We start from the raw sequence: 15,143 nt of genomic DNA, 5'->3' as shown, positions 1-15,143 counted from the left end.
TCGGCCTATTGCCGGCGGCCCGCCTTTGCTAAGGAGGTCGGCAAGTGGGGCACGTTGCGGGCACCGGACGGTTTTTTTCATGGCTGACATCCTAACACCCGACCTTTGCGTCATCGGGGCGGGCGCCGGTGGCTTGGCAGCCGCAGAAGTTGCCGCCACCTTCGGCGCCTCGGTCCTGCTGATCGAGGCGGGCAAGCTCGGCGGGTCGAGCCTGAACGCCGGTGCCGTGCCGTCCAAGGCGCTGCGCGCCGCGGCGGCCCATGCTCAGGCGATGCGCAGTGGCGCCGCTTTCGGCATCGCCGCCGAAGACCCCAGGATCAATGCCCGCCGCGTCCATGACCATCTCGACCAGGTGATTGCCGAGATCGCGCCGCGCGACGCCGAAGCCCGTCTGAAGGCACTCGGCATCGATGTACTGCAGGCCGAGGCGCGCTTTGTCGATGCCCGCACCCTGAGCGCCGGCGAAACCCTGGTCCGCGCCCGCCGCTTCGTGCTGGCCACCGGCGCACGGGCCGTCGTTCCGGCCATCCCTGGCCTCGAGACGGTGCCCTATTTCACCACCGAGACGATCTTCGACAATACCCGCAAGCTCAGCCATCTGGTGATCATCGGCGGCGGCGCGCTGGGGCTGGAGATTGCCCAGTCCTATGCCCGGCTGGGCAGCCTCGTCACCGTCGTCGAGGCCGACCGGCCGCTGGCCGATGCCGATCCGGAACTGGCCGAGGTGGCCCTCCGCCGCATGCGCGAGGACGGCGTCGATATCCGCCCGCAGACGCAGGTGACCGACATTCTCGCCCGCTCGATGGGCATCGGCGTCGCCATCCGCACCGGCGAGGCCGAAGAGGTTCTCGACGTCTCCCATATTCTGGTGGCGACCGGCCGGGTGCCCAATATCGATGGCCTCGACCTCGACAAGGCCCGCGTCCGCCGCAGCAGGACCGATCCGACGCGGCTGCAGCTGACGCCGGGGCTCCGCACCAGCAACCGCCGTATCTTCGCGGTCGGCGCCGCCGCCGGCGGGCCACCCTCGACCCATCTGGCCGCGCTGCAGGGCGAACGCATCGCCCGCACCGTGCTCTTCGGCATCCCCTATCGGCAGCAGTCCCGGCTCATCCCGCAGGTGACCTATTGCGATCCGGAGATCGCCCAGGTCGGCCTGACCGAGGCGGCGGCGAAATCGAAATCCGGCATCGTCGTCACCCGCTGGTCGTTCGGTGAAAACGACCGCGCCCGCGCCGATCGCAATACTTACGGCACCGCCAAGCTGATCACCGACAAGACCGGCAGGATTCTCGGCGCCGCTATCGTCGGCAACGGGGCAGGGGAACTGATCGCGCTGTTTTCGCTGGCCATGTCACGGGGCCTGTCGGCCCGCCACCTGATGGACTTTGTCGCGCCCTACCCGACCTATGCCGAGATCGCCCGTCGCCTCGGTCTCGAATTTCACCGCGGACTGGGCAGCAATCCGCTGCTACGGCGCCTTGCAGAGCTCGTCCGTTACTTGCCCTGAGCTTGTTGCGGTTCGGTTTTTTCGCTAGTTACTGGCCAATGGCAACTGTACCACGCGCGATGCCGGGACCCTTTTCCGGGTTGTCGGTCAAGATCATCGCCACGATCATTTTCGTGATCCTCGTGGTCGAAGTCATCATCTATCTGCCATCCGCCGCCAATTTCCGCATGTCCTGGCTCGAGGACCGCCTGCGCGTCGGCATTGTAGCCGCACGCGTCCTTGATGCCGTGCCCGATGTCCTGGCGCTGCCCCGTGAACTCACCGACCGGCTGCTGAACTCGGCCGGCGCCACCGCCATCGTCTATCGCCGCGAAGGGCAGAGCCAGCTGCTCGAGCTGGAGCAGGCGCCCATGCCGCGCGTCGCCGTGACCATCGACATGCGCGTGCGCGACCCGGTCACAGTCATCGCCGGCGTCCTCGACACCCTGCTGATGGGTGGCGACCGCACCATCCGCATCATCGGCGAGGGCGACGCCACCGACGACAGCCAGAGCCTTGTCGAGGTGCTGATGCCCGAGCAGCCCTTGCGGCTCGAACTGCTGATCTATTCGCGCAACACTTTCGTCATCTCGCTGATCGTCGCCCTGATGACGGCGGTCGTGCTCTATCTCTTCGTCTCGAGAATCCTGATCCACCCGATCCGCCGGCTGTCGGAAAGCGTGCTGGGCTATCGCAAGGCGCCGGAGAACGCGGCACTGATCGTCGCCGCCAATCCCAGGCGGCGCGACGAGCTCGGTATTCTCGAGCACGAACTCTCGGCCATGCAAACCGAGATCTTCACCCTGCTGCGCCAGCGCCGGCACCTGGCCGATCTCGGGCTGGCGGTCGCCAAGATCAACCACGATCTGCGCAACACCCTGACCTCGGCGCAACTGCTGTCCGACCAGGTGGCCACTCTCGATGATCCCAAGGTGCAGCGCCTGGCGCCACGGCTGGTTCATTCCATCGACCGCGCCATCGGCTTTGCCCAGTCGGTGCTCGATTATGGCCGGCAGTCCAACACCCCGCCGGTGCCGGTGCCGGTCGGCCTCAGGGCGCTGGTCGACGAGGCAGCCTTCGACGCCGGTCTTGCCGGCCATCCGGTGGTCAAGCTGCACAACGAGGTGCCGGAGGGTGTGATCATCAAGGCGGACCCCGACCAGTTCGCCCGGGTGTTCATCAACCTGATGAAGAACGCCCGCGAGGCGCTGGAATCGCGCAAGGACGAAATCCAGTACCCTGCCGTCACGGCGCGCTATTCGGAGGCGGCCGGTGAGATCATCACCAGCATTTCCGACAATGGCCCCGGCCTGCCGCCGCGGGCCCGTGAAAACCTGTTCGTGGCCTTCGAAGGGTCGGCGAGGTCTGGCGGCACCGGCCTCGGACTGGCCATCGCCCGCGAGATCGCCGAGGCCCATGGCGGCCGTCTGGCCTTTGTCGATCAGCCCGCCGGCACCCGCTTTGATGTCATCCTGCCCGCCGAACTGCGGCTGTCATAAGCCGGTCGTGTTCGGCCGATATCGGACGCAAGCAAGCGCTGCGGCGCCCGAGGGCGCAGCGAACACAGCCTGCAATGCGAGGGGGGTAATGGCGGACTCGGAGCGATTCGAACGCCCGACCTACGGATTCGTAGTCCGTTGCTCTATCCAGCTGAGCTACGAGTCCGCAGCCATTACGACGCGCTATATATGAGCAGACGCGCGCTTCCACAACCCCAAAAATGGCGCCGTACGGGGAAACCTCGCGCCGCCCTCACGCCCCCTCTGTCCGGCGCTTCAGCCCGCGGCGTTCAGGATGGTGTCGCGATAGAAGGCAAGGAGCTTTGCGGAGTCCACCCCGACGCAGATCTGCTGCAGCGGCCGGCCGTCCCAGGCCCCCGGCGGGTAGGTCTTGCCTTCCAGCGCGGCGATCGTCTGGCCCTTGGCAATGCCGTCCGGCACCACCCGCAGGCTGGCCCGTCGTGTGGTGAAGAACTCCGGATGCAGGGCGAAGGCCACGGCGCTGGAATCGTGCACGAAGAACCCGTCGAGGCCGGCCGACTGCCGGTGAAACGCCTGGTAGAAGGCCGAGAGCTTGCGGATGAAGACGCCATCGGCGCCACCGTCCTTGGCAAGCTCTTCCAGATAGGCATCGGTCATGATGGTCTGCTGCGTCACGTCCAGCCCGACAATGGTGATCGGCCAGGTCGCGCCGAAGACGATATCGGCCGCCGGCGCATCGCCGATGATATTGGCTTCGGCTACGGGCGTCACATTGCCGGTATGTCCGTTAAAACCGAACGCCCCGCCCATCACCACGATCTGCCTGACCAGACCGGCAATGTCCGGGGCTGCGGCGAGCGCCTGCGCCAGATTGGTCATCCGGCCCACCGCGACAATGGTGACCTCGCCGGGGTCGGCCCGTACCAGATCGATGATCAGCTGATGCGCCGGCCGCGGATCGACCGTGGCGTTCAACTGCTCGGGCAGGGCGATATTGCCCAGGCCGTTCTGGCCGTGCACGAAGTCGGGCGGCGCGTCGGGTTCGCCCTGCAGCGGCTTGCCGGCGCCGCGCGCCACTGGTGCCGCAAGACCGAACCGGTCCTTGAGATAGAGCGCGTTGCGTGTCGCCGTTTCGATATCGGCATTGCCGAACACCGTGGTCACGCCGATCAGGTCGACATCCGGGTGCCGCGCCAGCAACAGCAGCGCCATGGCATCATCAATGCCCGGGTCGGTGTCGAAGACAATTTTCTGCTGCGCCATTCGGTCGCTCCATCGAGGCCAATGCCGCCAGTTGTAGCCGCTCGGCCGCCACTTGCCAGCGTCCGCATCCGCTCATGCCGTCTTTTCTTTCGACCTCCGCGAGCTGTCCACACGAGAAATCCAGGATATTCAAATAGGAACAGGCGCAAATGCGAAAACCTGCCGGAAGTCGACAAATTCCCTGCCTGGAGCGCCACTTAGGGGCTGCTCACGGCGCTGGAAGTCCACTAAGGTCCGCCGGTATTCACTGGCGTTCGTGCCATCGCCTTACCCATTAGGCGCATTCAAGCGGACGCACAAAAGCAGCTATAGAGACGCGGCAAGTCAACTTGCCGGCAGGATTTTGAGGAGGATCCCCACCTATGAAGATCACGGACATCAAGTGCGCCGTCATCGCAAGCAGCCCCGTGATCCGGATCACGACGGACGAAGGCATCACTGGCTGGAGCCAGATCGAGACGCCCAAGCCCTACATGCAGCCCATCGTGCTGCAGCTCAAGGACTGGATCGTCGGCCAGGATCCCCGCAATGTGGAGCGGGTCATGCGCCGTATCCGCGTGCGCGGCGGCTTCAAGCCCTTCGGTGCCGCCGTCAGCGCCATCGAGCACGCCCTCTGGGATATTGCCGGCAAGGCCGCCAATGTGCCGGTGCATCGCTTGCTCGGCGGCAAGGTGCGCGACCATGTGCGCACCTATCGCACCCTCTACCAGGGCGAGCTCAAGGTCGGCCATACGCCGGACGACTATCGCAAGTGGGCCGAATACGGCAAGTCGCTGCCCGGCGGCTTCACCATGTTCAAGCTGCCCACCTCGTTCCACTCGTCCATGGTCCGTGACTTCCCGGACTTCTTCTATGGCGAGGTGCAGAACGACGCGCCCTATCCCTATCCGCACAAGGGCTTGATGACCAAGGAAGGCTTCGACCACCTGGTCGCCTGCGTCACCGCCGCCCGCGAGGCCCTCGGCCCCGGCTACAACCTGGCCGTCGATGCCGGCCCGGGCTATCTCGCCCACGATGCCCTGCGCTTTGCCAAGGCTCTCGAGCCGCTGCACCTGCTCTGGATCGAGGACATGATCACCGGCGACTACTCGCCTTACGTCAATCCGGACGTCTACCGCGAGGTTACCCGCGCCACCACCACGCCGATCCATACCGGCGAGCAGATCTACCTGCGCCAGAACTACAAGCAGTTGATCGAAAGCCACGCGGTCAATGTCATCGGTCCCGATCCCTGTGACGTCGGCGGCATCGCCGAGCTCAAGTGGATCGCCGAGCATGCCGACCTGCACGGCATCGCCGTGGCGCCGCATGGCACGGCCAACGGCATTCTCGGCCTTGGCGCATTGATTCAGATGTCGGCAACGCTGCCCGACAACTTCCTTGCCTTCGAGTACCCGGCCCGCTTCGAGCCGTTCTGGTACGACATCACCGAGGGTTTTGACGGCATGCCGGTCAAGGGCGGCCTGATCGAGGTGCCGGATCGTCCGGGCATGGGCGTCAACCTGATCCCGGAAAAGGCCAGGAAGTACCTGACCGAAGGCGACGCTGACTTCTTCGACTAAGTCCTGCAGAGGGGGCGGCAATGCCGCCCCTTCAGTCTTTCCGGCCTCAGCCCGACAGCGTCTGCACCTTGCGCAGCGCCGGGAACCGCCAGGCCCAGATCCCCACGATGGCCAGCGTGCCGATGCCGCCGACGAGGCCGGCCCCCACCGGCCCCAGCAGCGCCGCCATCATTCCCGACTCGAAATCGCCGAGCTGGTTCGACGCGCCGATGAACAGCGAGTTGACCGCATTGACCCGGCCGCGCATCTCATCTGGCGTCAGTAGCTGTACCAGCGAACTGCGGATGACGATGCTGACCGTGTCGGAAGCGCCGAGCACCACCAGCATCAGCACCGACAGCACGATATTGGTCGAGAGCGCAAAGACGATGGTCGCCAGGCCGAACACGGCGACCGCCGCCAGCATGGTCACGCCGACATTGCGCTCCAGCCGGTAGCGCGCCAGCCAGATCGACATCATCAGCGCCCCGACCGCCGGCGCCGCCCGCAGGAAGCCGAGGGCCCACGGCCCGGCCTCCAGGATGTCGCGGGCAAAGATCGGCAGCAGCGAGGTGATGCTGCCCAGCAGCACCGCGAACAGGTCCAGCGACAGCGTCCCGAGGATCACCGGCCGGCTGCGGATAAAGGCCACGCCGGCAAAGGCCGATTTCAGCGTCAGCGGCTCGCGCGACGTCCGCGGGTTGGGCCGCTGGATGCGCATGACGTTGAACCCCGCGCCGGCAAAAAACAGCGCCGCCGCCGCAAACGGCGCCACCGGCCCGAGCCCGTAGAGCAGCCCGCCCAGTGCCGGCCCGATAATGATCGAGGCCTGCATGAACGAGGTCGATGTCGCAATCGCGTGCTGCAGCGCGGCCGGCGGCACGATGCCCGGCAGCAACGCCGCCATTGTCGGCCGCTCGAAGGCGATGGCGCAGCCCATCACCGCCACGGCGATGAAGACGCCAGTGGTGTCGAGCCAGCCCTGCCAGAGGCCGATCGCCATCACCCCGACGGTGAGCGCTTCCACCACCTGGCAGATCAGCCCGATGCGGCGCCGGTCGTAGCGATCGGCGACGTGGCCGACCACGAAGGTCAGCAGCAGCACCGGCAGGAACTGGATCAGCCCCACCAGCCCCAGCGCCAGGGCGCTGTTGGTCTGGTCGTAGACCAGCCAGCCGATGGCCACCGTCGCGCCATTGAACGCCAGCGACGACAGCACGCGCGACGAGATGAAATGCCGATAGGATCGATTGTGACGGAGCAGGGACGTGTCGATCAGCACGGGCTCTTCGGCAGCCATATTATCCTCATGTCGCGGATGCTCGCTGGTGATCCCGGACGGGAGCGGGCAGGGGAGGCGGTCACGTCCCTGTCAGACTCAGGAACGATTGTCTTTGGACGTGGCCGACGCCTTTCGATTATGCTGTGCGTTGAACCAACAACACAATGGAGGATGACATGGGCGAACGCATCAAATTGACGGCGTCGGACGGATTCAGCCTCAACGCCTACCGCGCCGCGCCCGAAGGCACGCCGCGCGGTGGCGTCGTGGTCATCCAGGAGGTGTGGGGTCTCAATACCTGGATCCGCAGCGTCGTCGACCGCTGGGCCCGCCACGGCTACCTGGCCGTCGCGCCGGCCATGTTCGACCGCATCGACTACGGCTACGAGAGCGACAATTACGGTCCCGACCAGTTCGTCATCATCGGCGAGATGATGAAGAAGTTCGACCACGCCACGGCGCTGCTCGACGTCGAGGTCGCGGTCAAGGCCGCTGCCGAGGCCGGCAAGGTCGGCATCACCGGCTACTGCTTCGGCGGCCGCATCAGCTGGGTTGCCGCCCATCACGGCCTCGGGCTGAGCGCCGCCTCCGGCTATTATGGCGGCGGCATCCCCGGCTATATAGATCTGGCGCCCAAGATCCCGCTGGAAATGCACTATGGCGACAAGGACAAGGGCATTCCGCTCGACCAGGTGGAAGAACTGCAGGCCCGCCACCCCGACGTCGGCATCTATGTCTACGAGGGCGATCACGGCTTCTGCAACAGCGAACGACCATCCAACTTCGACGAGGCAGCCTGCAAGAAGGCCTCGGCCCGCACGCTGGATTTCTTCAACAAGCACCTTGCCTGACCTCGAGGCCCACCGCGCCGCCATCGCTGCCGCACTGGCGGCGGCGCAGGCCGCGCCGCTGTCGCGGCGGCGCGCCATGCTTGTCGCCCTGCTGGTCGACGCGCATGTCGACCGGCTGTTCGCTGCCGATACCGGGGCGGACGACATCCTCGCCTTTCGGCGGGCGCTGAAGCGCGGCTCACCGGCGCTGCGCGCGGTTCTCGATCTCTGCGCCATGCGGCCCGATGGCCCGCAACTGGTCGTCGAGTCGGTCGCCGTCCCGCTCGCCGATTACGGCCAGCTCGAGGTGCAGGATTTCATGGTGAGCCTCTACAACGACCATACCGTGCAGCGCGTCCGCGTCGCCTTTTCGGACGGCAGCCGGCGCGATGCCCACGACCTGCTGGCGGAGGCCGTCGCGGCGCTACCCGGCTAGAATAGGCACAGTTCGGATTTGAACATCAACATCGCACTTTTGAACTATGGTCAACGGGCTGCCGGAACGCTAACGTGCCGCCGACGCCGGAAAGAGGATGCAAACCGGCGCTTTCCAAGCGAGGGGAATACATGAAGATCACATCGGTCAAAACGGCCGCCAGCACCGGCCACACCATGCAGCTCTGGGTCAAGATCGAGACAGATGCCGGCGTGACCGGGCTGGGCGAATGCGTGCATGGTGGCCACCAGGCCATCGCGATCGTCAAGGAGCTCGAGAAGCGGCTGATCGGCAAGGATCCGTTCGCCATCGATGCGCTGTTCGAAGGCATCCGCCGCAGCCTGGTGTTCGAAGGCGGCTTCGCCGGCGCGCTGATCACCGCGCTGACCGGCATCGAGATCGCCCTCTGGGATCTCAAGGGCAAGGCCCTCGAGGTGCCGATCTATGAACTGATGGGCGGCAAGTTCCGCGACGATATTCGTGTCTATTGCGACTGCGAAGTTTCGCCGGGCATGAACATGGACGAGGTGCAGGCCGTCGTCGACGAGGTGCTTGAGGCCGGCTTCACCGCGCTCAAGGTCGACCTTGATATTCGCGCCTACGGCCATACCGGCTCCGAGACCGAGTGGTATGTGAAGGACAGCTTCAACATGACTCCCAACAAGTGGGAGCATGACCGCATGGTGCAGCTGGCCGAAATGGTGGTGAAGGCCGCCGGCAAGGACGTGGACGTCGCCTGCGACGTGCATACGCGGCTCGACAAGCACTCGGCCATCCGTCTCGCCAAGGACCTCGAGCACCTGCAGCTGATGTGGCTCGAAGAGCCGATCCCGCCCGAGAATGTCGGCGTCATGGCCGAGATCACCCGCTCGACCTCGACCCCGATCTGCGGCGGCGAGAACCTGTATCTGCGCCACGGCTTCCGCGAGGTGTTCGAGAAGCAGGCGCTCGATATCATCATGCCCGATATCCCCAAGTGCGGCGGCCTCTCCGAGTGCCGGAAGATCGCCGAGATGGCCGATGTCTATTCGGTCCCGTTCGCGCCGCACAACGTGTCGTCGCCGATCGGCACCATGGCCTCGGCCCATGTCTGCGCCACGGTGCCGAACTTCCTCATCCTCGAGTACCACTGGTTCGGCCGGCTCGATTACTGGCGGACGGCGACTGACGGCGGCGAGATCATCCAGAACGGCTGCATCAAGATGACCGACCGTCCGGGCATCGGCCTCGAGCTCAACGAAGAGGTCGCCAAGGCGCACCAGTATCCGGGCACCACCTGGTTCGAGTGAGGCCTATCGGAGGTGGCATGACGGAAGAAGCGCAGTTGCTGCACCGTCATGTCACCGAAGACGGGTCTTTGACTTGGTTCGTCGAGCGATATGCCGAGGGTACGTCCTCGACCATAGCCATGGGCTTCGAGGGGTTGCCCTGGCACATGCACCCGGACATGCTGGAGAGGCGCGGCCGAACTGATGAGGCCATCGCGGATGACGTGACAGCCGCTCTGCTCGCCGACAAGATACTGATCCTCACAGTCCGAGACGGCGACTTTGTCCAGCATACCCCACTTTACGACCTCGACTCGGAACTCGCGGTCAAGTCGAACAAAGAACTCTGGACGCTCCGCTTCTGGAGTGGTCGGGCAGTGGCCGTGGAAGAACTCATTGACGGTAAGGTGGAGTATCTTCCGATAACGTCGGTCTAACCCGACCGCTTCCTACCGCACCAGTGCCGGGCGCTTGGCGTCAAAGCTCCAGCCCGGGATCAGGTACTGCATGGCCGCCGCGTCGTTGCGGCTGCCGGCCGGCAGCGTGCGATAGAGCTGGTGCGCTGCCTCCAGCGCTGTCTCATCGATCTCCACACCGAGGCCCGGCCGTTCCGGCACCGTCACGTGGCCATCGGCAATGACCGGCGGCGCCTTGCTCAGTCGCTGCCCGTCCTGCCAGATCCAGTGCGTATCGAGCGCCGTGATGGCGCCGGGCGCGGCGGCGCCGACCTGGGTAAACATCGCCAGCGATATGTCGAAATGGTTGTTCGAATGCGAACCCCAGGTCAGGCCCCAGCGGTCGCAGAGCTTGGCCACGTCGATCGAGCCGCGCGGCGTCCAGAAATGCGGATCGGCCAGCGGAATATCGACGCTGCCCAGGCTGAGCGCGTGGCCCATCTGCCGCCAGTCGGTGGCAATCATGTTGGTGGCGACCTTGAGCCCGGTGCGCAGCCGGAATTCGGCCAGCACTTCGCGGCCGGAGAACCCGGCCTCGGCCCCGCAGGGGTCCTCGGCATAGGCGAGGATCGGCTTGAGGCTGGTGCACACCTTGACTGCCTCGGCCAGCGACCAGCCGCCATTGGGATCAATCGTCAGCCGCGCCTCGGGAAATCGCTCGTGCAGCGCCACGATGGCCTCGGCTTCCACCTCGCCGGCCAGCACGCCACCCTTGAGCTTGAAGTCGCGAAAGCCGTATTTGGCCTCTGCTGCCTCGGCGAGGCGCACCACGGCGGCGGCGTCGAGAGCGGGTGCATCGCGCAGCCGCATCCAGTCATCGCTGCCGGCGGCCGGCGTGCGGTAGTTCAGCGGTGTCCGCGCCCCGTCGCCGACATAGAACAGATAGCCCAGCATCTCGACGCGATCGCGCTGCTGCCCGTCGCCGAGCAGTTCGGCCATCGGCACCTCGAGGAACTGCCCGAGCAGATCGAGCAGGGCGCATTCGAGCGCCGCCACGGCGTGGATGGTGACGCGCTCGTCATAGGTCTGCAGGCCGCGTCCGCCGGCATCCCGTGCCGCAAACGTGGCGCCGACCTGGCGCAGCAGCGAACGGTAGCTCGAGATCGGCTGTCCCTCGAGCAGCGCCCAGGCGTCCTCGATGGTGCGGGCAATCGCCTCGCCGCCCGGCACTTCGCCTAGCCCGGTATGCCCGAGGCTGTCGGTGAGCAGCACGATGTTGCGGGTAAACAGCGGGCCATGCGCGCCGCTCAGGTTGAGCAGCATGCTGTCCTGTCCGGCGACCGGCACGACGCGCATGCCAGTGACGACGGGGGAGGCCGAGAGGCCCTGACGCTGTGTGGTCATCCCGCAAGGTCTCCATTGATTTCGGGGAAAGAAAAAGGCCGGGCGAACCATGTCCGCCCGGCCTGTCGTGATGCCTTAGCCCTTCACGGCGCCGACGGTCAGGCCGCCGACGAGGAAGCGCTGGGCATACATGTAGAGGATCGCCACCGGGATGGCCGTCAGCAGCGACGCCGCCATCAGTTCACCCCATGGCAGGATGTCGCCCACCACCATCGACTGCAGACCGATCGGCAGCGTCCGCAGCGATTCCGACGTGATGAACACGAAGGCGAAGAGGAACTCGTTCCACGCATTGGTGAAGGCGAAGAGCGCCACCGAAAGCAGAGCCGGCGCCGCCAGCGGCAGGGTGATCCGCACGAAGGCGTAGAGCCGGCTCGCCCCGTCGATCATCGCCGCTTCCTCGAGTTCCACCGGGATCGAGCGGAAATAGCCGATCAGCACCCAGGTAGCGAAGGGGACGAGGAAGGTGGGGTAGGTGGTCAGCAGCGCGCCATAGCTGTTGATGAGCCCCAGATCGCTCAGTGTCTGATAGAGCGGAATGAAGATCAGCGTACCCGGCAGCAGATAGGTGATCAGGATCGCTGTGGTCAGCAGGCCCGCACCGAGGAACTTCAGTCGGGTCAGGGCATAGGCGGCGAGCGCGGCGATGGTCACCGAAATGATGGTGCTCAGGGCCGCGATCAGGACCGAGTTGCCGAGCCAGACGAGGAACGGCGAGTTGAAGACCAGTTCCTGGTACTGGCTGAAGGTGGCCGGGCTCGGCCAGAAGATGGACTCGCGCTGGCTGATCTGGGTGGTCGTCTTGAACGAGGTGATGATCACCCAGTAGAACGGGAACAGCACGAACACCAGGATCGGCAGCAGGATCAGGATACGGACTCCGATCCCCATCTTTTCGCGCCCTTCCGGCTTGAACACCGGTTTGTGCGACTTGCCGGTCACGCGCTGGCGGATGACCAAAGCCAGCCTTTCGAAGCCACGGTTGAGCATCGTGAACGGCCAGAAGATGATGTCCATGAACAGCGTCCACAGGGCGCCGAAGAACTTGCCGATGGCCAGGTTGAACCGCTTCTTCTCGACGCCGGCCGAACGCTCGTCGTGCCGCATGTACTTGGAGAGCAGATAGATCAGGAAGGCCATGAGCGGCGCGACGCTGAGCGCAATCGCACTACCGGGACCGTATTGCAGCGAGCCGATGGCCTTTTCGTAGGCGAGGATCGAGTAGAGACGGGTCGCGCCGCTCGGTCCGCCGCCGGTCATCAGGAAGATCAGGCCGAACTGGTTGAAGGTCGAGATGAACGACAGCAGCAACACCACGAGGATGACGTAGCGCATGCCGGGCAGTGTGATGTAGCGGAAGCGCTGCACCGAATTGGCACCATCGACTTCAGCCGATTCATAGAGCTCGGTATCGATGGCCTTGAGGCCGGCGAGCAGCAGCAGGGTGAAGAACGGAATGCCCTTCCAGACGTTCACGGCAATGACACTGCCCAGCGCCATATTGGCGTCCGACAGCCAGCCGAGCGGCTGCTCGATGATGCCGAGGCCCTGCAGGATCGGGTTCAGGCCACCGAACAGGGGGTCGTAGATCGACTTCCAGGCCAGCGCCGTCACGATCTCCGGCACGATCCATGGCAGCAGCATGATCGCCGACAACAGGTTGCGCCACGGCAACTTGGAATTGAGGATCATAGCGATGGTCATGCCCGTGACGAACTTGATCAGCAGCGACCAGAAGGTGAAGTTGATCGTGTTCGACAGCGACAGCAGGTAGTCCGAGTTGGTGTAGAGGCGCTCAAAGTTGCGCAGCCCGACATCGTTTGTCGCGCCGGTCAGGAAGTTGAACGTCGTCGTCGACATCAGGATGGCGCTGATGAACGGCCAGAAGATCAGGCCTGCCATGAGCAGGACCATGGGCAGCACGAACAGGTAGGCGATCCGCCAGTCGCGCCCGAGAACGCCCCGCACCCGCCGCGACAACGACATGGGCCGCATGGTTCGCTCGACGGTGGGAGTTGGGTGGGCTTGATCAACCATAGAATGTCCTCATGAAGCTGCTGGAGGGCGAGGCCGTTCGTGGCGCGCCGTGGCCTGGATAACTTGCGCAAAACGGCGCTCGCACTCCCCCCGGAGATGCGGCCGATGACGCTGTGCGGTTAAAACGGGGAGGGCGGTTGCGCCGCCCTCCCTTGCGACTGCTGCTGCCTTAGGGCTGCATGATGCCGCCTTCTTCGAAGAGGTCGACCATCTTCTGATGTGCGTCCTTGACGGCATCGGCGGGCGACATGCGGCCGGAGATGACGTTGCCGACGGACTGCTCGAGCACGCCCTGGGCGCGGATGGCGTCGACACCCGCATTGGGGTTTGCCGGCCACGACTGACCAAGGAACGGATCGGTCACGCTGACCGCCTCCTTGATGGTCGCCAGGTTCGGCTCGGCTGCCAGCAGTTCTTCGGTCCAGAGGTTCTCGTAGGCCGGCGTGAACAGCACGCTGCCCAGCGCTGCGATCTTGCCGAAGTTCTCCGGGTCGAGCAGGTTGAGTGCCAGTTCCTTGGCGAGAGCCGCATTCGGCGCGCCCTTGAAGATGGTCATCCAGCCGCCGACATTGCCGCCATCGCGGCTGTCGCCGTTGATGGCCGTCGGCGCCTGCAGCAGCAGGGTGTGCGGGAAGACCGGGTTGTTGTCACGCTTGGCCTGGGCGTAGATCGAGAAGGCGTTCTGCGTGAAGCCGATCTGGCCTGCGAGGTAGGCTTCGTTGTTGCCGGTATCGTTCCAGCTCTCGACGCCCGGCGGCAGCATGGCGGCATACTTGCCGTTGCGGTCGTAGGTTTCCTGCAGGAATTCGAACGCCGCCACAGTCTCGGGCGAGTTGAACTTGATGATCATGCCGGTTTCGTCGGTGAACGAACCGCCAAAGGCCTGCACGACGCCGATCAGGAAGCCGAAGCCGTCACCGGACTGGTTGGGGGTGAAGCCCCAGCCGTAGAAGTCCGGGCCGGAAATGGCGAGTGCGGCTTCGCGGCGATCAACGATGGTCTTGAGCGAGGCCGGGTCGATGCCGGCTTCCTTGAGCTTGTCGCCACGGGCGTAGTAGCCGGTGGTGGTGCCGATCAGCGGGATGGCCTTCCAGCGGCCGTCGAACTGGGCGGTCTTGGCAGCATTCAGGCCCGGCATGATGGCGCCGTACTTGGCCACTGCCTCGTCGACCACGTCGGTCACATCCTCGACGAGGTCGAGCAGGTGCAGCTGCGAGATCGAAACGTTGGACGTATAGGCAAAATCCGGAGCGTTGCCGGCCTTCACGGCGGCAGTCATCTTGCCCATGAAGTCGCCGAACGATTCCGGGTTGGTCGTCGAGATGTCGAGCTCGACACCCTTGGCGTCGGCAAACGCCTGCACGGTGTCGCGGAAGGCAGTCTGCGCGGCTTCGAAATACTCGGTACGGTGGATAACCGTCAGCTTGCCCGAGCTGCCGACCGGCAGTGCGTCATCGGGCTTGGGTGCATCCTGCCCGAGAGCGGAAAACCCGCTGCCGGCAGCCAGCAATCCGGCGCCAGTCGCGGCCGTCCCCCTCAGGACGTCACGGCGATTCAACTTCTTGAAAGTCATTCCAGTTTCTCCTCCACATTAGGCAGTTTCCTTGGACGACATCCCTTGGCACTCTGTGGCACCTGCGGGGCGTTCGTCTCACTTGCTCAACATTGACTAGAATTCCTCTCGCTGCAACACGTACCTCAGCGTTCACCCATAAAT

Annotated in this window: 12 protein-coding genes and 1 tRNA gene; 7 read left to right on the top strand and 6 right to left on the bottom strand. The window is 64.9% G+C overall.

Going from position 1 to position 15,143, the window contains the following annotated elements; all coding sequences use genetic code 11:
* Positions 1 to 79: 79 nt before the first annotated feature.
* Positions 80 to 1,510 carry a dihydrolipoyl dehydrogenase family protein gene (locus AC0L4C_RS01805; RefSeq protein WP_473401812.1) on the top strand — a complete coding sequence of 477 codons (1,431 nt, stop codon included), beginning with the start codon at positions 80 to 82 and terminating at the stop codon, positions 1,508 to 1,510.
* Between the two features lie 38 nt (positions 1,511 to 1,548).
* Positions 1,549 to 2,988, top strand: a complete 1,440-nt coding sequence (locus tag AC0L4C_RS01800) for a sensor histidine kinase (RefSeq protein WP_473401811.1) — start codon at positions 1,549 to 1,551, stop codon at positions 2,986 to 2,988.
* An 89-nt stretch (positions 2,989 to 3,077) separates the two neighbouring features.
* Here the strand turns inward: AC0L4C_RS01800 and AC0L4C_RS01795 are convergent.
* Positions 3,078 to 3,154, bottom strand: a tRNA-Arg gene (locus AC0L4C_RS01795).
* 110 nt (positions 3,155 to 3,264) lie between these two features.
* Positions 3,265 to 4,233: a nucleoside hydrolase gene (locus AC0L4C_RS01790; RefSeq protein WP_473401810.1), complete on the bottom strand. Its 969-nt coding sequence runs from the start codon at positions 4,231 to 4,233 to the stop codon at positions 3,265 to 3,267.
* A gap of 362 nt (positions 4,234 to 4,595) precedes the next feature.
* Between AC0L4C_RS01790 and AC0L4C_RS01785 the strand changes: the two genes are divergently transcribed.
* Positions 4,596 to 5,795: a mandelate racemase/muconate lactonizing enzyme family protein gene (locus AC0L4C_RS01785; protein ID WP_473401809.1), complete on the top strand. Its 1,200-nt coding sequence runs from the start codon at positions 4,596 to 4,598 to the stop codon at positions 5,793 to 5,795.
* A gap of 46 nt (positions 5,796 to 5,841) precedes the next feature.
* Here the strand turns inward: AC0L4C_RS01785 and AC0L4C_RS01780 are convergent, their stop codons facing one another.
* On the bottom strand, positions 5,842 to 7,074 hold the full coding sequence (locus tag AC0L4C_RS01780) for an MFS transporter (RefSeq protein WP_473401808.1): 1,233 nt from the start codon (positions 7,072 to 7,074) through the stop codon (positions 5,842 to 5,844).
* A gap of 158 nt (positions 7,075 to 7,232) precedes the next feature.
* Here AC0L4C_RS01780 and AC0L4C_RS01775 point away from each other — a divergent pair, with 158 nt between their 5' ends.
* From AC0L4C_RS01775 to AC0L4C_RS01760, 4 genes are all read left to right on the top strand, one after another.
* The gene (locus AC0L4C_RS01775) at positions 7,233 to 7,907 is read left to right on the top strand and encodes a dienelactone hydrolase family protein (RefSeq protein WP_473401807.1); all 675 of its coding nucleotides are present in this window, start codon (positions 7,233 to 7,235) and stop codon (positions 7,905 to 7,907) included.
* Entirely contained in the window at positions 7,900 to 8,322 is a 423-nt protein-coding gene (locus AC0L4C_RS01770) for a hypothetical protein (RefSeq protein ID WP_473401806.1), read from the top strand. The genes AC0L4C_RS01775 and AC0L4C_RS01770 overlap by 8 nt, the downstream gene beginning before the upstream one ends.
* Positions 8,323 to 8,453: 131 nt before the next feature.
* Positions 8,454 to 9,611: a mandelate racemase/muconate lactonizing enzyme family protein gene (locus AC0L4C_RS01765; protein WP_473401805.1), complete on the top strand. Its 1,158-nt coding sequence runs from the start codon at positions 8,454 to 8,456 to the stop codon at positions 9,609 to 9,611.
* 17 nt (positions 9,612 to 9,628) lie between these two features.
* On the top strand, positions 9,629 to 10,027 hold the full coding sequence (locus tag AC0L4C_RS01760; RefSeq protein WP_473401804.1) for a hypothetical protein: 399 nt from the start codon (positions 9,629 to 9,631) through the stop codon (positions 10,025 to 10,027).
* A gap of 12 nt (positions 10,028 to 10,039) precedes the next feature.
* Here the strand turns inward: AC0L4C_RS01760 and AC0L4C_RS01755 are convergent, their stop codons facing one another.
* The 3 genes from AC0L4C_RS01755 to AC0L4C_RS01745 all read right to left on the bottom strand — a co-directional run bounded on the left by AC0L4C_RS01755 (position 10,040) and on the right by AC0L4C_RS01745 (position 14,999).
* Positions 10,040 to 11,389, bottom strand: a complete 1,350-nt coding sequence (locus AC0L4C_RS01755; protein WP_473401803.1) for an enolase C-terminal domain-like protein — start codon at positions 11,387 to 11,389, stop codon at positions 10,040 to 10,042.
* 75 nt (positions 11,390 to 11,464) lie between these two features.
* Positions 11,465 to 13,426, bottom strand: a complete 1,962-nt coding sequence (locus AC0L4C_RS01750; RefSeq protein WP_473401801.1) for an ABC transporter permease — start codon at positions 13,424 to 13,426, stop codon at positions 11,465 to 11,467.
* Positions 13,427 to 13,595: 169 nt separating this feature from the next.
* The gene (locus AC0L4C_RS01745) at positions 13,596 to 14,999 is read right to left on the bottom strand and encodes an ABC transporter substrate-binding protein (protein ID WP_473401800.1); all 1,404 of its coding nucleotides are present in this window, start codon (positions 14,997 to 14,999) and stop codon (positions 13,596 to 13,598) included.
* Positions 15,000 to 15,143: the final 144 nt, after the last annotated feature.

This window comes from Devosia sp. J20-27, from assembly GCF_055808595.1.
This window is presented reverse-complemented; position numbering and strand designations above follow the sequence as displayed.